The sequence below is a fragment of the Vitreimonas flagellata genome (assembly GCF_004634425.1).
GTDB lineage: Bacteria > Pseudomonadota > Alphaproteobacteria > Caulobacterales > Aquidulcibacteraceae > Vitreimonas > Vitreimonas flagellata.
Window position 1 is genome coordinate 35,001 of the sequence record NZ_SBJL01000001.1, and the last position, 18,581, is coordinate 53,581.

Below are 18,581 nucleotides of genomic sequence, written 5' to 3' on the forward strand. Positions count from 1 at the left end.
ATAAGCCTGCCTGACTGCGAGACTGACGAGTCGAGCAGAGACGAAAGTCGGTCATAGTGATCCGGTGATCCCGTGTGTGGAGGGTCATCGCTCAACGGATAAAAGGTACTCCGGGGATAACAGGCTGATCGCCCCCAAGCGTCCATAGCGACGGGGCGGTTTGGCACCTCGATGTCGGCTCATCACATCCTGGGGCTGGAGCAGGTCCCAAGGGTATGGCTGTTCGCCATTTAAAGTGGTACGTGAGCTGGGTTCAGAACGTCGTGAGACAGTTTGGTCCCTATCTACCGTGCGTGTTGGAAACTTGAGAGGATTTGTCCCTAGTACGAGAGGACCGGGATGAACGCACCTCTGGTGCACCAGTCGTTCTGCCAAGAGCGCAGCTGGGTAGCTAAGTGCGGACGGGATAAACGCTGAAAGCATCTAAGCGTGAAACCCCCCTCAAAACTAGGTTTCCCTAGAGAGCCGTAGAAGACTACTACGTTGATAGGCCAGGTGTGGAAGAGCCGCGAGGCTTGAAGCTGACTGGTACTAATCGCTCAATCGGCTTGAACGATCATGGTTCATGCACGGCGACGACTGCGTCGCCATCCAACGAACGCAACAGCAAAGACAATGTCATCCTGAAATTTGCGCGCGGCTCGCGCCGACCTGGCGGCTATGCCGGGGGTTCCCCACCCGATCCCATCCCGAACTCGGTAGTTAAGTCCCCCAGGGCCGATGGTACTATGTCCTAAGGCATGGGAGAGTAGGTCGCTGCCGGGTCTGCCCGAGCCGCGTGCAAACAAAGAAGTCCAGAACCCTCAATCACAATGACGGCTTCGGCCGTGACACTTCCGGCCGCGTTTACACGCGGCCGTTCGTGTATCAGGAATTCGGAATTGATCTTGAGACTGACGCGGGATGGAGCAGCCCGGTAGCTCGTCAGGCTCATAACCTGAAGGTCGTAGGTTCAAATCCTACTCCCGCACCCAAAAGTGTTCTCAAGATCCAAACGGCCCCGCTGATGAAGCGGGGCCGTTTTTCGTATGCGCGCAGGTGGTTTGAACCGTGCGTGGAAGTCTCTAGGGTCGCCCGCGTTCGGGAGCGCGCATGTTCGCTGTGCAAGTTGCGATCATGAGGGGAAAGGGCGGGGTGTTCACCTCGCTCTTTCATTATGCGCGCTTGTTCGAGGCAAGCGGCGTGCGCTCGGTGTGCCTCTACGCCGGCCCCGCCGCTCAGCAATTGCGCGATGCAGGCATCGATGTGATCGAAGCGCCGCGATCGATCACATCGCCACTCTTCCAATTCTTGCCAGGCTTCACGCGAATTCGCGGCGAGATCGAAGCGCGCGGCGGCGCCCCGGATTTTGTCATGGCGCACAGCGATCTGGCGATGCCGGCGCTGAAGCGCATGTTTCCGCGCACACTGATGATGACCCGCTGCCACTCCGACAATTTCAAACACAAAGCGCGTGCGGACCTGGTCGTCACGCTGAACGAAGACCAGCAAAGCCGCGCGCAGGCCGCGTTGCCGCACACACGCGTCCGCATGTTTGGCAATCCGTTCGTGCCGGCGGCCGACGAGCAAGGGCCCAAAGCTGCCGCGCCCGCACGCGTGCGCTTCAATTTTCTCGGCCGCGTCGAGCAGGTGAAGGATCCGCTCACGCTGGTGAAGGCGTACGCAGCTGCGAATCTCGCGCCGGACACCGAACTTCGCATCATCGGCGCTGGCGCACAGGAAGCGGAAGTGCGAGCGGCCGCAGCGGTGAGCGGCAAGAACATCGCGATGGCCGGCTGGCTCGCATCGCCGTTCGCGCACTTTGATCAAAGCGACGTGCTGGTGCTGCCGTCCGAGTGGGAATCGTACTCCTGGGTCATCCGGGAGGCGCTCCATTATGGCGTGCCCGTGATCGCCAGCGACATCTTCGTCCATCGTGATGCTTTGGGTGGCGGCGCCTACGGGCTGCTCTTTCCCGTCGGTGACGCCAGCGCGTTGCGTGAAGCTCTCGAGCGCGCGGTGTCGAATCTTGCGCAGCTGCGCGCGATGGCCGCGAAAGGCCGCGACGATTTGATGGCCGCCTACGGCGCGCAGCCATTCTGGGCGAAAATGAGCGCCGAAATCGCAGATATCCGCCGCGCGCGCGGCGTTGTGGGGAAGGTCTAAATGGCTTCGCAACTCGTGCACCAGGTGCTCCGTGCAACGCGCATTGTCGGGCTCGACATCGGCGCGCGCGGCGGCTTCACCACGGACCTTTCAGCTATCGGCGCGGCCGTAGAGGCGATCGGCTTTGAGCCCGATGCCGAAGAGTGCGATCGGCTGAATGCAGATGCGCATGCCGCAGCTGCGGCCGGCTTACGCTCGCTTCGCTACATTCCCACCGCTGTCGGGCGCGCGGACGAAGAGCGCATGCTCAATCTCTATCGCGCACGCGGCTGCACTTCGTTGCTCACTGCCGATCAGAATTTCGCGGCGATGTTTGCGCGCGACGATTATTTCATTCTCGATGGGCAGGTGGGCGTTCGGGTCGAGCGGCTCGACGCCGTGGCGGAGCGCTTTCAGTTCACCGACGCGCATTACATGAAAATCGACATCCAGGGCGCGGAGCTCGAAGCGATGCAATCGGCGCCGAACCTCGTGTCGCAATTGCTGGCGATCCGTAGCGAGGTGGAATTTGCGCCGATCTATAAGGATCAGCCTCTGTTCGCCGATGTGGATGCAGAACTCCGCGCAAAGGGGTTCATGCTGGCGCGCTTCCCGCAAATGCATGCGTGGCGGCGCGGCACGAAGGTGCGCGGCGATCGATCAGCGCCGGGACCAATTCCGCTGTCCGAAGGCCAACTCATTCATGGCGATGTGCTCTATTTCCGCCGTCCCGAATTGATGGCCGCCGAGACCGAGTTACAGCAGGATCGGCTGATTGCACTTGCGTTAATTGCCTATGCGTACGGGCATGTGGATTTAAGTGGCGTCGTGCTGGCGCGGCCCGAAGCGGCGCAGAGGCTAAGGGCTTTGGCTCGAGTCGATGCTGGCGCGCTCATCGCCGAACTCGGGCGCCTGCACGCTGCGCGTCGTCGCAAGCAATTGCGGCGCACGGCCCTCAGCGCATTGCGTGGCCTGATCCAGTAGCTTCAGACTGGCTTTGCTTTTCGGCGTATCGGAGCGGGGCGGAGCAATGGTTCCGCCATTTCCGTGGTGGCGCCGCCATTGGCGCCAAACGCTGCGCGGGCGGCTTTCTCGATCGTGCGTTCCCAGCGATCTGAGTGGCGGAGTGGGATGCCAAAGCGTTTTGCCATCGCGCGGAAGATGATCTCCGGCACATCGACAGCACATGCCCGCTCCAAGCCTTGGAACCCGGGCGCGGAATTGGCCTCGCACACGCGATAGCCGTTTTCATCGAACAGAAGGTCGACGCCGGCGATGTCGAGTTCAAGCTCGCGCGCGACCCTTACCGCAAGTTCCGCCATTTCATGCGGCGGATCGTAGAGCGTGCCGTGACCGCCGAGCGAGATGTTGGATTTGAATCCGCCGTCGCTGGAGCGTCGCTCCATCGCAGCGACGGCTTTGCCGTTGATCACGAGCACACGCACGTCGCGGCCGTGGCTCGCGCGCACATATTGCTGAAACAAGAAATCGGCGCCGCTCGCGCCATCGAGCAGATTAGCGAGATCATCGAATTGCGCGCGATCTTGGCAGAGCATCACGCCGGCGCCGCGTGTGCCTTTGAGTTTCTTCACGACGACTGGAAAGCCAAGTTCGCGCTCAACCAAGCCGACATCGACCGGGAATTTACCGAGGATCGTTTTCGGCACTGGCAGCCCGGCGCCCGCAAGCACCTGCAGCGAGTGCAATTTATCCGCGACCGATTCCACAGCGGCGGGGCCATTGGCGATCGCCACACCTTGGTGTTCGAAGTGGCGCAGCACGGCGAGCGTGAAATAATTCGTCTCAGCGCCGCAGCGCGGAATGATGAGATCGGGCTTGCGCAGTTCGCGGCCCTGATAGATCGCCGACCATCCGTCTTTTGAATCCACAACCAGATCGAATTCACCCGGCTTCAGTACGAGCAATTCGATATCGAGGGCTTTTGCAGTCTCTATGAAGCGCAGCACTTCGGGCGCTTCTGGAATCCCGGGCGCGATGTCGCGGTTAAAGAACAGCCAGCAGCGCACTTGATCACCCCGTCGGAAAGCCGCGGATGGAGACGCCCAGTGTGGATAAAAGTTCCCAGAGCGCAACGCCCGTATGCATCGCGAAAGATTAGATAGGTGACAGGTTCCACCAGCGCGGGAACTTTGCGTCGCCTTTTCGGCTGACGAGCACTTCGTTGTATCTCGCACGCAGGCCGCGTGTGATGTCATCGATCTGAAATATTGTCCTGTTCGAGCCAGTAGCGCGATCGGGAATGTCGCCGATGATCTGACCGCGCGCTACGCCGGGCACGTAAGCGCTGGGCGTATAGCCTTTGCACTCGCGCCATAACTTATCCGCCGACACAGAGCCCGGGGGCGCATTCGTGGATTTGCAGATCGCGCCAATTGGGAAACATCTCGGTCAGAACGGCGATCAAGGCGCGCTCGCGTGGCGGCGAATTGCACCGTGTGCATTTGTAGTTTTCGCGGAGATCGGGATCGGGAGCGTCGAATACGCTTTCGCATTCGCAGATCGGGCAGATGCCCTCGGAACGCAGAAATGGCGCTCACATCAGGTCTCGATCGCGGCGCGGAGCGACGCGAGGCGCGGGTGATCGGCGGCGAGCGCACGGCCGTCCCAGCTATGAACTGGACGTACGCCGAAGATGGCGTTGGTTATCGCGCCCGCTTCCGCGGCGGCGATGTCGGCGGCGCTCAGCGTTGCTTCTTCAATCAAGCCACGCGCCAAAAACTCAGCGCGCACCGTGCCTGGCAAGGCCCCATCGCGGACCCGCGGCGTCAGTGCGCGATCTTTGAGGATGAGCACCAGATTGCCAGCAGCCCCGCCCGCGAGGTTGCCCTGTGTGTTGAGCTGCGCGGCCTCATCAGCGCCAAGCGCGCGTGCTTCGCGGCGCGCTTCGATCTGATCGAGATAGGAAAGCGTCTTGTGGCGCGCGGACGGCGCTGTTTCATTGCGACGGATGCTGACGGTTGCGAGCGCGATGCTGGTGTCGCTTGCCGGCGCGGGGGCGATGCGCGCGGAAAAGGTGATGTGCGGCGTGTGACGATCGAGGCCGCGCGGGCCGAGGACGGCGAGGCGCAGGTTCACCGCGGCGCGTTGATCGCTCAGCGCATTGCGCGCGGCGAGGTCGGGGATGATTGCCTCAATATCAGTCAGCGCTTCGGGAGCCGCCAGGCCGAGCGCTTCAGCGCTGGCGCGCATGCGGGCGACGTGGCGATCGAGGCGCGCCACTGAGCCATTGCGCCAAAGAATGGTCTCGAACAAACCATCGCCCAAAGTCGCGCCGCGATCGTTGTCGGCCGGGCCGTCTACCCATGCGCCGTCTCGCCAGACCGTCATGCTTCGCCTCCGACATGGCCGGTGATGGCGCGCCTCAAGCTCGCCGCTTTGGTGACGGTTTCGCGCGCTTCTTCCAAGGGATCAGATTCGGCCACGATCCCCGCGCCAACATTGAAGGCGACGCGCCAATCAACCCCACGCCGCGCGCATGTCGCCGTGCGAATGAGTACGCTTGAATCCATCGCGCCATTGAAGCCGAACCACACCAAAGATCCGCAATACGGGCCGCGGCCAGCGCCCTCAAGCGCGCCGATCAATTCCATCGCCTTCAGTTTCGGCGCGCCCGTAATCGAGCCTGGCGGAAAGGCGCCGGCGAAGAGCTCGAACGCATCGGCGTCCTCGCGCAAACGGCCTTCGATGTCGGAGACGAGGTGGTGCACGTTCGCATAGCTTTCCAGGCCGCAAAGACGCGGCACGCGCACCGATCCGGGAACGCACGTCTTGGAGAGATCATTGCGCATGAGATCAACGATCATCAAATTTTCCGCCCGATCCTTCGCGCTCGCCAAGAGCGCGCGCGCGTTGGCTTCGTCTTCGGCGGCGTTTGCGCCGCGTGGCCGCGTGCCCTTGATTGGCTGGCTGAAAGCGAACAATTGACCGTTGTCTCGTCGTGATGCCGAGAGAAAGCGCTCTGGTGAGTTCGAGACGAGGGCGTGGTCGGTGAGACGCATATAAGCCGCGAAGGGCGCCGGGCTTTGCGTCACGAGCCGCGCGAACAATGAATAAGGATGATCGCCAGCCGCCAGTGCGCCGGCGTAACGTCGCGAGATGTTGGCTTGATAGAGATCGCCTGCGTGCACCCGCGCGACGATTTTCGCGACCATGGCTTCGTAATCGCTGAGCGAGGTCTGCGACTTCAGAACGCCGATCGCGTCAGAGCGATCAACGCGTGCTGAACCGAGCCGATGTGCAAAGTGCGTCGCGCGATCTTGTGCGCGGCCGGTGTTCGCACTCCAAGCCACGACACAAGCGCGGCGCTGGTCGTGATCGAAGGCCGCGATGCAATCATAGAGACCGAGCGCAAGATCAGGCGTCCCGTCCGGTGCGGAGAAGTGTGGCGCCGTGTCGAACGCGCGGGCCATCTCGTAGCCGACGAGCCCCGCGACGCCGCCTGCGAAGGGCGGCAGATCCGGCGACGCATCGCCTGCAGAGGCCTCGGCAATCCATTTGCGCGCCCGCGCAAAAGTCACGCGGCCATCGTCCGCGCTCGCGCTTATGGTCTCGATGGGATCGGCGGCGATGTAGCTCCAGCGGCTGCATGCGCCATGAAGCAGGAGCGTCATCGGCGTGTCCCGCAGCGGCGCGCAAGCGTCGATCGGGTCGCGGTACTCGATCTCGTGGACGTAGGGCTTCACGGCAGGGCTTATGCGGCGAAGGCGTGCGCGGCTCAATGGAGCAAAGCGCCGGCCTCGCTTGCGGCGCGAGCGTTGGCCGCCGAACTGGTTAAAAACGACGAATTAGCAGTCGCTTACGACGAAAGCGCCGGAAATTGCGACCGGCGGCTCCCATAACTGCAAGGCCGGCGCCCATTCCTGCGGCGAATTGGCTAGGTTGGGGCTCATGAGCATTGGGGTGCAGTCAGAGCAGGGCGGCGGGGGCATCTTGGCCCATCCCGCCTGGACGCGCTGGGGCGCGCACCTGGCGTTCTGGCTGATGTACCTCTTCATCCGCAGTGCGGCCGCGGGCGCCGATCCGCCGGATGACATGAGCGACTTCCCCTACCTCGTGAACCGGGCGCTGGTGGTCACGACATATTTTGTGCTCACCGGCATTCTGCTCGCGCTGATTGCCGGGCCGCGCGCCGACAAGTCCAATTGGGTGCGCAATATCTCGCTGGTGCTTGGCGCGCTGGCGCTCGGGCCGGTGACGCAATACGCCGAAGAGTTCTGGCCGATGATGCTTGCGGGCTTCTCGCCGGACTCCTATCCGTTCGTGATCTACCTCTTCCAGTTCGGCTGGGCGTTGCCGCTCTGGGGCCTGACGCAGGCTTTGCTTGGCTATCACTTCCAATCGATGGCGCAGGCGCGCGCGGTCGCGCGGGCGCAATCTCTGGCCTACGACGCACAGCTCAAGATGCTGCACTACCAGATCAACCCGCACTTCTTGTTTAACACGCTGAACGCGATTTCGACGCTCGTGCTCGAAAAGCGCAATGAGCAGGCCGAGAGCATGTTGTTGAAGCTGGCGGGCTTCCTGCGTTACTCCCTCGATCGCCAGCCGACGGAGCTGGCGGCGTTGAGCGCAGAGCTCGAGGCGCAGCGCAAATATCTCGAGATCGAACGCACGCGGTTTGACGACAAACTGAAGGTCAGTTTCTCGATCGAGCCGGGTCTGGAGAATGTGGGTCTGCCGAGCTTGATCCTGCAGCCGATCATGGAAAACGCGATCAAATACGCGATCTCGCCCCGCACCGAAGGCGGGGCGATCGACGTCTCCGCGTTCCGCGATGGCGATGTGCTGCGTATTCGGATTGATGATGACGGCCCTGGTCTGCCGCCGGAAGGTGATCCGCGCCGCCGTCGCGGCGTTGGTCTCGCAAACGCACGCGAGCGCTTGGAATTGATCTATGGCGAACGCGCGGGGCTTTCCGCGCAAAATCGCGAACCCAATGGGTGTCGCGTCGAAATCTGGTTGCCCCTGGAGGAACAAAGTGTTGGCCGAACCCCTGCGCCTGCTCTTAGCTGACGACGAACCGTTGGCGCTGCGCCGCATCAGGCTGGCGCTGCAGTCGATTCCGGACGTCGAGATCGTCGGCGCCGCAAGCGACGGCATGCAAGCGATCAGCGCGATGCGCGAATTGAAGCCGGACGTTGTGCTGCTCGATATCAAGATGCCGTTGGCGGATGGCTTCGAAGTCGCGAACGCGGTGGAAGATTCCGGCGGGCCGGCGGTGATCTTCGTGTCGGCGTATGATTCCTACGCAGTACAGGCATTTGAGACGTCGGCCGTGGACTATTTGGTCAAGCCGGTGGAATTCGAGCGCTTGGCCTCAGCGCTCGATCGCGCGCGCGAGCGCCGTGCCGACAAGAACGCCGGGCGGCGCGCCGAAGAGCTTGCTTCTGTGTTGGACGCGCTGAAACGTGAATCGGACGATCGCGAAGCGCCGCGCTTTGATCGCGAATTCTGGATCCGCGACCGCGGGCGCTTCTTGCGCGTGCCGGTGATCGATGTCGATCGCATCGAAGCGGAGCGCGATTATGTGCGGCTCTATTGGGAGGGGCGCACATTGCTGCATCGCGAGACCATGTCGCATCTCGAAAAGAAGCTCGACCCGAACGTGATGCTCCGCGTGCACCGTTCAGCTTTTGTGAACTGGAAGCGCTTGAAAGCCGTGCGCCGCGACGCGAACGGCCGGCTTATGGCCGTGCTCGAAAGCGGCGACGAGGTGCCGGTGAGCCGCGCCTATGCGCAGCGCGTTATGGCCGAGATGAAGCAGCGCAGCTAAAAAAGCGGCGGGCGGTGTGAGCCGCCGCGCCGGAAGTAAAGGTATAAGGCAGACGAAAAACTCGTCCGCCTCAAAGGATGCCGGCGCTCTTGGTTTTGGATGCAGGCGCGCTAAAGGTCTTGCTACCCAAGGAGACCTCGTATGCGGGACAAAGTGATCGTCATCACCGGCGGCTTCGGCGCTTTGGCGCGCGGGGTGCGCGAGGCGGCGTTGGCCCAAGGCGCGCGCGTGGCGTTGATCGATTACGCGCCGATCCCGTCAGAGTTCGCGAATGATCCGCTGGCGCTGGGCGGTGTGGACATCACCAAGTTCGACGCCGCGCAAGCTGCGATGACGAAGGTCAGGGACACGGCGGGCCGCATCGACGCGTTGCTGAACATCGCAGGCGGCTTTGTGTGGAAGCCATTGGCGGAAGCGGACGGCGCGACCTGGGATCGCATGTACGAGATCAATGTGAAGACGGCGCTGAACGCCACAAAGGCCGCGCTACCGCATCTGGAAGCGGCGCATGGCGCCATCGTCAATGTCGGCGCGGCCGCTGCTTTGAGAGCCGGCGCGGGCATGGGCGCTTATGCGGCGTCGAAGGCGGGCGTACTGAAGCTCACGGAAAGCTTGGCCGAAGAGTTTAAAGGCAAAGTGCGCGTGAACGCAGTGCTGCCGTCGATCATCGACACAGCCGCGAACCGCAAAGACATGCCGAACGCGGACTTCGCTTCGTGGGTCCAGCCCGCGGAATTGGCGAACGTGATGCTGTTCTTGGCGTCCGATGCGGCGAGCGCAGTGACGGGCGCGTTGGTGCCGGTGACCGGGCGCGTTTGATCAGAACTTGCCGTGACGACCTTCGCCGCTGGTGAAGCGCGCAGCGCCATCGGCGGTTTCGCCTGAGCGCAATGTGTTCAAGCCGTGCTTGATCTCGTTATCGATCGCGGCGCCTTCGTCTAAATCCCATTGCTCCAACGCCGACATCCGGTCGTTGCGCATGCAGGCTTGCGGGAAGGCCGCGATCTCTTTGCCGAGTGCGATCGCGTGCGTGAGTGCTTCGCCTTTCGGCGCAACGCGATTGGCCAGGCCGAATGCGAGCGCTTCGTGCGCATTGACGGGGCGGCCGGTCAACATCAGATCCATCGCGCGCGAATGGCCGATGAGGCGCGGTAGGCGGATGGTGCCGGTGTCGACAAGCGGGACGCCGAAGCGGCGGCAAAAGATGCCGAATGTTGAGCCTTCGGCCATGACACGCAGATCACACCAGAGCGCGAGTTCTGCACCGCCGGCGACGGCGAAGCCTTCGATCGCGGCGATGACAGGTTTACTGAGGCGCAAACGTGACGGGCCCATCGGTGCGTACGAATTCACACCACCAGGTTCCACGCGTTTTCCACTCTCACCGCCAGCAAGGGCCTTGAGATCAGCGCCGGCGCAAAACATCCCGCCCGCGCCGGTGAACACGGCGACCGATGCGCTGGCGTCTGCGTCGAACGCGAGGAACGCGTGGTAGAGTTCGCGCGCGGTGGCGAGATCGACGGCGTTGCGTCGCTCGGCGCGATTGATGGTGATGATGGAAACAGGGCCGTCGCGGGCGATGAGGATGTTGCTCATGCAAGCCTCCTTGCGCGGCAAGTGGGCGGACGCGATAGGCGCGCCCGCCCGTTGACGCTTAGCGCGGCGCCATGCGGATGCCGCCGTCGAGGCGGACGTCTTCGCCGTTGAAATACGAGTTGCGGCACATCTCGACCGCGAGGCTCGCATATTCCTCAGGCATGCCCAGGCGCTTCGGGAACAGAACGGAAGCGCCGAGCGCGGCCTTCACGTTTTCAGGCGCACCTTGCAGCAGCGGGGTGTTGAAGATGCCGGGCAGGATCGTGTTGACGCGAATGCCTTCGCTCGAAAGATCGCGCGCGATCGGCAGCGTCATGCCGACGACGCCGCCTTTCGAAGCGGAATAGGCGGCTTGGCCGATCTGGCCATCTTCAGCGGCGACCGACGCCGTGTTGACGATCGCGCCGCGCTCACCGTGTTCGCCGGGCTCCAGCGTCATCATGCCGGCCGCGGATTTGGCGATGCAGCGGAACGTGCCGACGAGATTGATCTGAATGATGCGGTCGAAGTTTTCGAGCGGGAAGTGCTTGATCTCGCCGCTGGTCTTGTCGCGGCTCGCGGTCTTGATCGCGTTGCCGGTGCCGGCGCAATTGATCAGGATGCGCTCTTGGCCGATCGCGGCGCGCGCTTTGGCGAAGCCCTCATCGACGCTTTGATCGTTGGTGACGTTGACGTTGCAGAAGACGCCGCCGATTTCCTTGGCGACCGCTTCGCCTTTTTCCGCGTTCATGTCGAAGATGGCGACCTTCACGCCTTCTTTCGCGAGTGCGCGCGCCGTGGCAGCGCCCAAACCGCTCGCGCCGCCGGTTACGACAGCGGAAATACCTGACAGATTCACGTTACGCCTCCCTTGAGATTTTCGGGTGCGACAGCGCGCGCCGCCGCTTTCGCTGACGGTCTTATCGGAGCGCCGCAAGGGAAGGCCAAGCCCGTTTTTACAATGAGGCGCCCGTCGGTACAGACAGGTCAGGCCTGTGCGGGCATCAATGCGTTGTCGAGCTCGTTGGCGCGCTTGGCGGCTTCGCGGTTCTGGATGCGCGCGACGTATTCCGCAAAGCCTGGGCGTGCTTCCATGCTGCCGAATTGCAGGCCCCAGCCAATGTGCGAGCCGAGATAGACGTCTGCCGCGGAAAACCGCCCGCCCAGCAAATATTCATTCTGCGTGACGGCTTTCTCCAAGACGTCGAGAACTTCCTTCTGCGAGCCGTAGCCCACCATCGCCTTGCGATCTGCGTCGGTGGTGACGCCGAGCGATTTGTTGGTGGTCGCGGCTTCCACGGGGCCGGCGGCGAAGAAGAGCCAGCGATAATAGGGGCCGCGCAATTTATCAGTCGGCGCAGGCGCGAGGCCTGCCTGCGGGAAGGCGTCCGCGAGGTACGCGCAGATCGCCGCGCATTCGGTCACGACCGTATCGCCGTGCTTGATCGCCGGCACTTTGCCCATCGGATTGATGGCCATATATTCCGGCGCCTTCATCGTCGTGCCGTACTCCAGCACGACCGTCTCATAGGGTTGGCCGACCTCTTCCAGCATCCAGCGTGCGATGCGCCCGCGTGACATCGGGTGCGTGTAGAACGTCAGCTTATCTGCCATCGGGGCCTCCCAGCTTGAGCGGTGAGAACGAAGCGCGAACTTTGGCGCTAAGTCAACCCCGAGACTTATAGGTCGTGACACGCCATAAATTAGGCATGGCATCGAAAAAATCCGTCACGCTCTACGGCATCAAGAACTGCGATACGATGAAGAAGGCGCGCACTTGGCTCGATGAGCGCGGCGTCGCGTACGCGTTCCATGACTACAAAGCCGAGGGCGTCGATAAAGCGACGCTGGAGCGCTGGGCCAAAGAGGTGAGCTGGGAAATCCTGCTCAATCGTGCTGGCGCAACGTTCAAGAAACTGCCGGACAAGGACCGCGAGAACCTCACCGAGAAAAAGGCGATTGGACTGATGGAGGCGCAGCCCTCCATGATCAAACGGCCGGTGCTCGATGTTGGCGGCAAGCTGACGGTCGGGTTCAAGCCTGAAATCTACGCCAAGCTGTTCGCCTAAGGGGCACGCTACACACGAAAAGCGCGGCTTTGCCTGGACAGAAGCGGCTTATCTCGCCATCTCCAGCGGCGTTGTCATGAAGAGCCTGTCGCACAAATTCTGTGTTGCGCCGCTAATGGATTGGACGGATCGGCATTGCCGCGCCTTCCATCGCACGCTCACGCGTGAAGCGTTGCTCTACACCGAGATGGTGACGGCGGACGCGATCATTCATGGCGATCGCGAGCGGCTCTTGGGCTTCTCTGACATCGAGCACCCGGTGGCGTTGCAGCTTGGCGGCAGCGATCCGGCGAAGATGGCGGAGGCGGCGCGGATTGGCGCGGCGTTCGGCTATGACGAGATCAATCTCAATATCGGCTGCCCGTCGGATCGCGTGCAATCGGGCCGCTTCGGCGCCTGCTTGATGCGCGAGCCGGACCTTGTAGCGCAGCTTTGGCGCGCCGCGCAGGAGGCGGCGCCGGATATTCCGGTGACGATCAAGTCGCGCATCGGTGTGGACGATCAGGAGCCGCGCGAGGCGCTGTTTGCACTGGTGGAGCTGGCCGCGCGCGAAGGCTGCACGACGTTTATCGTGCATGCCCGCAAGGCATGGCTCAAAGGACTGTCGCCGAAGCAAAACCGCGAAGTGCCGCCGCTGGATTATGATCTGGTGCGCGAACTGAAGCAGGTGCGGCCAGAGCTTGAGATCATTCTCAATGGCGGCCTGCGTGATCTCGATCACGCGCTTCAGGAGAGCAGCACACTTGATGGCGTTATGCTTGGCCGTGCCGCCTACCAAACACCGGCGACATTGATGGACGTGGATGCGCGTGTGTTCGGCGCCGCCAATCCGGTGGCGAGCCGCGCTGCGGCGATCGAGGCGCACTTGCCCTACATCGAAGCGCAATTGGCGCGGGGCGTACCGCTGCACGCGATGACGCGGCATATGCTTGGGCTGTTCAATGCGCTGCCAGGTGGGCGCGCTTGGCGGCGTGTGTTGTCGGAGCGCGGCGTGCGCGCTGGCGCGGGCGTTGATGTCTTGCGCGCGGCCTTGGCGGAAATCACCAATGCGAGCGCCCGCGCGGTATGATCAACGAACTCGCGCTCTTTCTGATTGCGCTCGCGGGCGCTGGGTTGTTTGCTGGCTTTATTGGCGGGCTTTTCGGCATCGGCGGCGGCGTTGTCATCGTGCCGGTGCTCTATCTCGTGCTTGGCGCGCTCGGCGTCGATGAGAGCGTGCGCATGCACCTCGCGGTGGGCACATCGCTCTCCACGATCATCTCAACCTCCTGGCGCTCGCTGTCGACGCACACGAAAGCCGGCGCGGTCGATTACGAGGTTCTGAAAGCGTGGGCGCCCTGGATCACGTGCGGCGCGCTGCTTGGCGCGGCGTTGGCGGGATTTGCGAACACAGAAGCCTTGCTGATTGTGTTTGGCGCCGGCTTGTTGCTGGTGGCGGCGCAGATGGGGCTCGCCAATCCGAATTGGCGCATGTTCAGCGAACTGCCGCGCGGTGGCGTTCGCGCACTTATTGCCGGCGCTATTGGCGTGCTCTCGGCAATGATGGGCATTGGCGGCGGGGCGTTTGGCGTGACGGTGATGACTTTGTGCGGGCGCCCGATCCACCAGGCCGTCGCGACCGCGTCCGGCTTTGGCGCCGCGATCGCAGCGCCCGCGGCGCTTGGCTACGTCGTTGCCGGCTGGGGCCGCGAGGGGCTGCCGCCATGGTCGCTTGGGTTCGTGAGCGTACCCGGCTTCATTCTGTTGGCGCTGCTCACGGCGATCACCGCGCCGATCGGCGCCCACTTGGCGCACCGGCTGCCTCAACAAACGCTGAAGCGCGCCTTCGCGATCCTGCTCGCCGTCGTGGCGATCAATATGCTCCGCGAGGCGCTGGTCTAGCTGACCGCGCCGGCGGCCTTCACGCCCGCCAAACGCGCTGGCAGCTCCGCCATGATCGCTTTGCGTTGTGGCTCGTCGAGGCGGCCCCAACTGGCGATTTCCGGCAAGGTGCGTCCGCAGCCGATACAGAGGCCGGTCTGGCCGCTCACGGCGCAGGTCTTCACGCAGGGGCTGGAAATCGGGGCGGCGCTCATCCGGCGTGAGCTAAAGGCTTGGCGCGCCGCCTGGCAACCATGTCCAAACGCCATTTAATCGAAAAACGATAAAATCGCATTGACTTTCGATGCATCATATCGTATTTCGATATCAGCCTGAAATCGCGGCAAGAAAGCATCCGAAACCATAATCGGCTGCATCTCATCAGCGAGGACCGGCGCGAGAGCCATCGTCAGTCCAGGAGGGTCAAATGCGTTTCGCCTTGCTTGCCACCAGCGTCGCCGCGGTTGTCGCGGTCCCGCTCGCGGTGCACGCCAGCGGCCCGCAAATGTCCCGCAACGAATTTCTCGCAGCCGTCGAATGCGTGGCTGCGGCGCCTAACGCTGAGTTTAGCGACGCCAAATATCAGCTGAATGCGGAGGCGCGCCGCCAATCGCCGGAGATCGCGGCAGCGGCGCGGGCGCTTGCTCTCCAAGCTGTGAACGGCGCCGGGGCCGAGGACGGGTCTATGATGACCGCCAATGAATCGGCGCCCTGTGCCGGGGTGGCTCTGATCGCAGGCGCGAACGCGTACAGCGCGGCTTAAGGTTCGAGGGAGAGGGACATGAAAGCCTGGATATTGGCCGGTCTGGCGACGGTGGTGATGGCGCCGAGCGCCTTCGCGGCTGAAAGCACCGAAGCGTGCCAAGTCGATGACGCGCGCCGCGCCACGCAAGAGCGCGCCGAAGCGCCGCCAGCGATGCCGCCTAGCGTAACGGCAGCCGCACGCCCAACCGCGCAGCGTGACGTAGCGGAGGCGCCGGCGCGCACCGAGCCACGTCGCCGCACGGGCAAGCGAATTCCCGACGCTGAGTTGATAGGCCCGCGCAGCACTCTATAGTTCGGCCTAAGCGCGCGATCAGGCGCGCGCATCGATAGGCCGGACCAATGGATCTTGAATTCTCGCCAGAAGAAATTGCGTTTCGCGACGAAGTGCGCGCGTTCATCGACGCAAATTATCCCAAGCACCTGAAGGGTAAGGTGATGCGGGAAGACCTCACGAAAGAGGACTTCCTCGTCTGGCACAAAATCCTCGGCAAAAAAGGTTGGTCCGTTCCGGCGTGGCCCGTCGAGTACGGCGGCACCGGTTGGACGGCGACGCAGCGCTACATTTGGGGCGAAGAGAATGCGCGCGCGGAAACTATTCCGCCGCTGCCGTTCGGCGTCTCGATGGTCGGCCCCGTCATCTATACGTTCGGCACGCCCGAGCAGAAGCAGCGCTTCCTGCCGGGCATCGTCTCTGGTGAGACGTGGTGGTGCCAAGGGTATTCCGAGCCGGGCGCAGGCTCTGACCTCGCAAGCTTGAAGACGCGCGCCGTGCGCGAAGGCGATTATTACATCGTCAACGGCCAGAAGACGTGGACGACGCTCGCGCAGCACGCCGATTGGGGCTTCTTCCTCGTACGCACCGATCCGGATGCGAAGCAGCAAGAAGGCATCTCGTTCCTGTTGCTCGACATGAAGTCGCCGGGCGTCAGCGTTCGCCCGATCAAATTGCTCGATGGCGGCGTCGAAGTGAACGATGTCTTCCTCGACAACGTGAAGGTGCCTGTCGATCAGCGCATCTATGAAGAGAACAAGGGCTGGACCTGCGCGAAATTCCTGCTCGCGCATGAACGTTCCGGCATTGCCGGCGTCGCGCGCTCGAAGCGCAATGTCGAGCGTTTGAAGAGCATCGCCAAGAGCGAAATCGGCGATGACGGCAAGCCGCTCATCGAGGACGAAGATTTCCGCCGCAAGCTGAGCGAAGTCGAGATCGATCTCGCCGCACTTGAGATGACGGAATTGCGCGTTCTCGCGCGCGAACAAGCCGGCCGTGGCCCAGGCGTGGAAAGCTCGCTGCTCAAAATCAAGGGCACCGAAATCCAGCAGCGCCTGACTGAGCTCACGATGGAAGCGGTGGGCAATTACGCACAGCCGTTCCCGCGCGGCGAAGGCGACAACGAATTCGCCGCTGGCCCCGATTACGCAAACCACGTTGCGCCGATCTACTACAATTGGCGCAAGGTCTCGATCTTCGGCGGCTCGAACGAGATCCAACGCAACATCATCGCTAAGATGGTGATGGGGTTCTAATCAGCCCGATTTGTGAAAGCCTAGACAGGTCGACGAGCGCGCATTGACTCAAGATGCGCGCTCGCGTTCTTTGCGCGCAAGGCATCTCGTCCTTCTACGTCTGCTGTTGATCCTGCGGCAGAACAAACAACGTCTGTCTTTATACCCAGCCCTGCGGGCGGGTATCGTAAGGTACGAGGGACGGGATGCCTCTCACTTCCATTGAAGACGCCGAAGGCCTGCGGCTCCCGGATGGACGCTTGGTGCTCAGTGCGCGCGACGCGGCGATCTATTTCGGCGTCTCGTTCGGCAAGCTCACGCACGCGCTCTATCGCGCCGATGATGAGCAGCGCTATCGCGCGTTTGAGATCCCGAAGCGCACCGGCGGCATGCGCCAAATCTACGCGCCGCATGGCATCATTCGCGAGTGCCAGGAGAAGCTCGCACCAGTGCTGCAAGAATTCTACGCCGCGCACCCGGCAGCGCACGGCTTCATCAAAGAGCGCAGTATTCTCAGCAACGCCAAGCTGCATACCGGCCAGCGCTACGTGCTGAATGTCGATCTGGAAGACTTCTTCCCAAGCATCAATTTCGGTCGCGTGCGCGGCCTCTTCATGGCCGCACCCTTCAAGCTCGGGCCGGCCGCGGCCTCCGTGTTTGCGCAACTTTGCACGCATAGAAACGGCCTGCCGCAAGGCGCGCCGACTTCGCCGCCGCTTTCCAACTTCATCTCCGCGCAACTCGATCGCGCGCTGTCGCGTCTCGCGCGTGAGAACGGCGTCCGTTATTCGCGCTATGCCGACGACATCACGTTCTCCACGAACCAAGGCGCGTTTCCCCCGGCGATTGCGGTAACCTCGCGCGGCGAGGATGGCGGCGAGGGCGTGCGCACGGGCGAAGCGCTGGAGCGTGCTGTGATCGCGAGCGGCTTCGCCATCAATCATCGCAAAGTGCGGTTGCAGAAGCGCGATCAGCGCCAGAGCGTCACCGGCCTCAACGTCAATGAAAAGGCCAATGTCGCGCGCAAACGCATCCGGCGCATCCGCGCCATGCTGCACGCGTGGCAAAAGCACGGGCTGGAGGCCGCCGCGGCCGAGCATTATCTGCGCCATCGCGGCATGCTGCAGCTGCCGCAAAACTTCGACCGCGCGTACCGCAATGTCGTCTATGGCCAGCTTGCCTTCGTGAAGATGGTGCGCGGCGCGGACGATCCGGTTTTCCTCAATCTGTGCGCCAAGGTGCTGGAGATCGATCCGAACCCATCGCGCTTCATTCGCCAGATGGTGTTCGGCGCCGACGATTATGACGTCTTCATCAGCCACGCCAGCGAGGACAAGCACGAGATCGCGCGGCCCATTTTCGAGGCCTGCGCCAAGCTCGGCCTGAAGGCGTTCTTGGACGAAGCGCATATCGGCTGGGGCCAGAGCTTTACGCAAAAGATCAACACAGCCCTGGGCTCAGCGCGCACCGTGTTGGCGGTGGTGTCGAGCACGTCTGTCTCGAAGGAATGGCCGATCGTGGAGGTCAACACGGCGCTGGCGCTGGAGGTGTCGGGGCAGAAGAAGGTTGTGCCGCTGATTGTCGGCAAACCCGATCTCTCCAAGCTGCCGCTCATTCGCGGCAAGGATGCGATGGTCTGGAACGGCGACAGCGCCGCTGTGGCCAAGCGGCTCAAAGCGGCCGTCTCCGGCGATGCGCCGCGCCGGCCCGTGATCACGCCGTCGCGCACGGCGCTGCCGCCCGTCTCCGCCGCGCCAGCTTCCGCGACGGCGCCGCTGCGGCAAGCGCCGGTCGGCACAGGGCCCTGGGCGCCGCCGCCGCCGCGCAAACGTAAGCTCAGTTTCTTCGAATTGCTGTTTGGCCGCAGGAAGCGGTGAAACGCGCGACTT

The 18,581-nt window shown here is 62.9% G+C and carries 20 protein-coding genes, 1 tRNA gene and 2 rRNA genes (1 of these 23 only partly in view); 15 read left to right on the forward strand and 8 right to left on the reverse strand.

What is annotated here, in order from left to right; genetic code table 11:
* The 5 genes from EPJ54_RS00185 to EPJ54_RS00205 form a co-directional block, all read left to right on the forward strand.
* A 23S ribosomal RNA gene (locus tag EPJ54_RS00185) occupies positions 1-556 on the forward strand (it extends 2,233 nt beyond the left edge of the window).
* Between the two features lie 94 nt (positions 557-650).
* Positions 651-765: ribosomal RNA gene (gene rrf, locus EPJ54_RS00190) — 5S ribosomal RNA — on the forward strand.
* 132 nt (positions 766-897) lie between these two features.
* Positions 898-974, forward strand: a tRNA-Met gene (locus EPJ54_RS00195).
* A gap of 118 nt (positions 975-1,092) precedes the next feature.
* The gene (locus EPJ54_RS00200; protein ID WP_135209664.1) at positions 1,093-2,145 is read left to right on the forward strand and encodes a glycosyltransferase family 4 protein; all 1,053 of its coding nucleotides are present in this window, start codon (positions 1,093-1,095) and stop codon (positions 2,143-2,145) included.
* Positions 2,146-3,108 carry an FkbM family methyltransferase gene (locus EPJ54_RS00205; RefSeq protein WP_135209665.1) on the forward strand — a complete coding sequence of 321 codons (963 nt, stop codon included), beginning with the start codon at positions 2,146-2,148 and terminating at the stop codon, positions 3,106-3,108. It begins immediately after the preceding gene.
* A 2-nt stretch (positions 3,109-3,110) separates the two neighbouring features.
* Here the strand turns inward: EPJ54_RS00205 and EPJ54_RS00210 are convergent, their stop codons facing one another.
* The 4 genes from EPJ54_RS00210 to EPJ54_RS00225 form a co-directional block, all read right to left on the reverse strand.
* The gene (locus EPJ54_RS00210) at positions 3,111-4,151 is read right to left on the reverse strand and encodes an ATP-grasp domain-containing protein (protein ID WP_135209666.1); all 1,041 of its coding nucleotides are present in this window, start codon (positions 4,149-4,151) and stop codon (positions 3,111-3,113) included.
* An 88-nt stretch (positions 4,152-4,239) separates the two neighbouring features.
* A complete protein-coding gene (locus tag EPJ54_RS00215) occupies positions 4,240-4,476 on the reverse strand; it encodes a hypothetical protein (RefSeq protein WP_135209667.1) in 237 nt (78 codons plus the stop codon).
* 207 nt (positions 4,477-4,683) lie between these two features.
* A complete protein-coding gene (locus tag EPJ54_RS00220) occupies positions 4,684-5,472 on the reverse strand; it encodes an aminotransferase class IV (RefSeq protein WP_135209668.1) in 789 nt (262 codons plus the stop codon).
* Positions 5,469-6,827 carry an anthranilate synthase component I family protein gene (locus tag EPJ54_RS00225; RefSeq protein ID WP_239590682.1) on the reverse strand — a complete coding sequence of 453 codons (1,359 nt, stop codon included), beginning with the start codon at positions 6,825-6,827 and terminating at the stop codon, positions 5,469-5,471. Before EPJ54_RS00225 ends, EPJ54_RS00220 begins: the two co-directional genes overlap by 4 nt.
* A gap of 205 nt (positions 6,828-7,032) precedes the next feature.
* Between EPJ54_RS00225 and EPJ54_RS00230 the strand changes: the two genes are divergently transcribed.
* From EPJ54_RS00230 to EPJ54_RS00240, 3 genes are all read left to right on the forward strand, one after another.
* The gene (locus EPJ54_RS00230) at positions 7,033-8,157 is read left to right on the forward strand and encodes a sensor histidine kinase (RefSeq protein WP_135209669.1); all 1,125 of its coding nucleotides are present in this window, start codon (positions 7,033-7,035) and stop codon (positions 8,155-8,157) included.
* Positions 8,123-8,917 carry a LytR/AlgR family response regulator transcription factor gene (locus tag EPJ54_RS00235; RefSeq protein ID WP_167755498.1) on the forward strand — a complete coding sequence of 265 codons (795 nt, stop codon included), beginning with the start codon at positions 8,123-8,125 and terminating at the stop codon, positions 8,915-8,917. The genes EPJ54_RS00230 and EPJ54_RS00235 overlap by 35 nt, the downstream gene beginning before the upstream one ends.
* Before the next feature lie 141 nt (positions 8,918-9,058).
* On the forward strand, positions 9,059-9,736 hold the full coding sequence (locus tag EPJ54_RS00240) for an SDR family NAD(P)-dependent oxidoreductase (protein WP_135209671.1): 678 nt from the start codon (positions 9,059-9,061) through the stop codon (positions 9,734-9,736).
* Here the strand turns inward: EPJ54_RS00240 and EPJ54_RS00245 are convergent, their stop codons facing one another.
* The 3 genes from EPJ54_RS00245 to EPJ54_RS00255 form a co-directional block, all read right to left on the reverse strand.
* Positions 9,737-10,513, reverse strand: coding sequence for a crotonase/enoyl-CoA hydratase family protein (locus EPJ54_RS00245; RefSeq protein ID WP_135209672.1), 777 nt, complete (start codon positions 10,511-10,513; stop codon positions 9,737-9,739). It abuts the gene before it with no gap.
* A gap of 58 nt (positions 10,514-10,571) precedes the next feature.
* Positions 10,572-11,351 (reverse strand): SDR family NAD(P)-dependent oxidoreductase, encoded by a 780-nt coding sequence (locus EPJ54_RS00250; protein ID WP_135209673.1) that lies wholly within the window; start codon positions 11,349-11,351, stop codon positions 10,572-10,574.
* A 128-nt stretch (positions 11,352-11,479) separates the two neighbouring features.
* On the reverse strand, positions 11,480-12,106 hold the full coding sequence (locus tag EPJ54_RS00255) for a glutathione S-transferase family protein (protein WP_135209674.1): 627 nt from the start codon (positions 12,104-12,106) through the stop codon (positions 11,480-11,482).
* A 95-nt stretch (positions 12,107-12,201) separates the two neighbouring features.
* Here EPJ54_RS00255 and EPJ54_RS00260 point away from each other — a divergent pair, with 95 nt between their 5' ends.
* The 3 genes from EPJ54_RS00260 (at position 12,202) to EPJ54_RS00270 (ending at position 14,442) form a co-directional block, all read left to right on the forward strand.
* On the forward strand, positions 12,202-12,561 hold the full coding sequence (locus tag EPJ54_RS00260; protein WP_135209675.1) for an ArsC family reductase: 360 nt from the start codon (positions 12,202-12,204) through the stop codon (positions 12,559-12,561).
* A gap of 76 nt (positions 12,562-12,637) precedes the next feature.
* Positions 12,638-13,630 carry a tRNA dihydrouridine(20/20a) synthase DusA gene (gene dusA, locus EPJ54_RS00265; protein ID WP_135209676.1) on the forward strand — a complete coding sequence of 331 codons (993 nt, stop codon included), beginning with the start codon at positions 12,638-12,640 and terminating at the stop codon, positions 13,628-13,630.
* Positions 13,627-14,442 (forward strand): sulfite exporter TauE/SafE family protein, encoded by an 816-nt coding sequence (locus EPJ54_RS00270; protein WP_135209677.1) that lies wholly within the window; start codon positions 13,627-13,629, stop codon positions 14,440-14,442. The genes dusA and EPJ54_RS00270 overlap by 4 nt, the downstream gene beginning before the upstream one ends.
* Here EPJ54_RS00270 and EPJ54_RS00275 read toward each other — a convergent pair.
* Positions 14,439-14,636, reverse strand: a complete 198-nt coding sequence (locus tag EPJ54_RS00275) for a DUF1289 domain-containing protein (protein ID WP_135209678.1) — start codon at positions 14,634-14,636, stop codon at positions 14,439-14,441. The two genes, EPJ54_RS00270 and EPJ54_RS00275, sit on opposite strands and share 4 nt — an antisense overlap.
* Before the next feature lie 212 nt (positions 14,637-14,848).
* Between EPJ54_RS00275 and EPJ54_RS00280 the strand changes: the two genes are divergently transcribed.
* The 4 genes from EPJ54_RS00280 to EPJ54_RS00295 all read left to right on the forward strand — a co-directional run bounded on the left by EPJ54_RS00280 (position 14,849) and on the right by EPJ54_RS00295 (position 18,569).
* Positions 14,849-15,184, forward strand: a complete 336-nt coding sequence (locus EPJ54_RS00280) for a hypothetical protein (RefSeq protein ID WP_135209679.1) — start codon at positions 14,849-14,851, stop codon at positions 15,182-15,184.
* Between the two features lie 18 nt (positions 15,185-15,202).
* Positions 15,203-15,478, forward strand: coding sequence for a hypothetical protein (locus EPJ54_RS00285; RefSeq protein WP_135209680.1), 276 nt, complete (start codon positions 15,203-15,205; stop codon positions 15,476-15,478).
* 47 nt (positions 15,479-15,525) lie between these two features.
* A complete protein-coding gene (locus tag EPJ54_RS00290) occupies positions 15,526-16,713 on the forward strand; it encodes an acyl-CoA dehydrogenase family protein (protein ID WP_135209681.1) in 1,188 nt (395 codons plus the stop codon).
* Positions 16,714-16,898: 185 nt separating this feature from the next.
* Positions 16,899-18,569: a TIR domain-containing anti-phage reverse transcriptase gene (locus tag EPJ54_RS00295; RefSeq protein WP_135209682.1), complete on the forward strand. Its 1,671-nt coding sequence runs from the start codon at positions 16,899-16,901 to the stop codon at positions 18,567-18,569.
* The last annotated feature ends 12 nt before the right edge of the window (positions 18,570-18,581 follow it).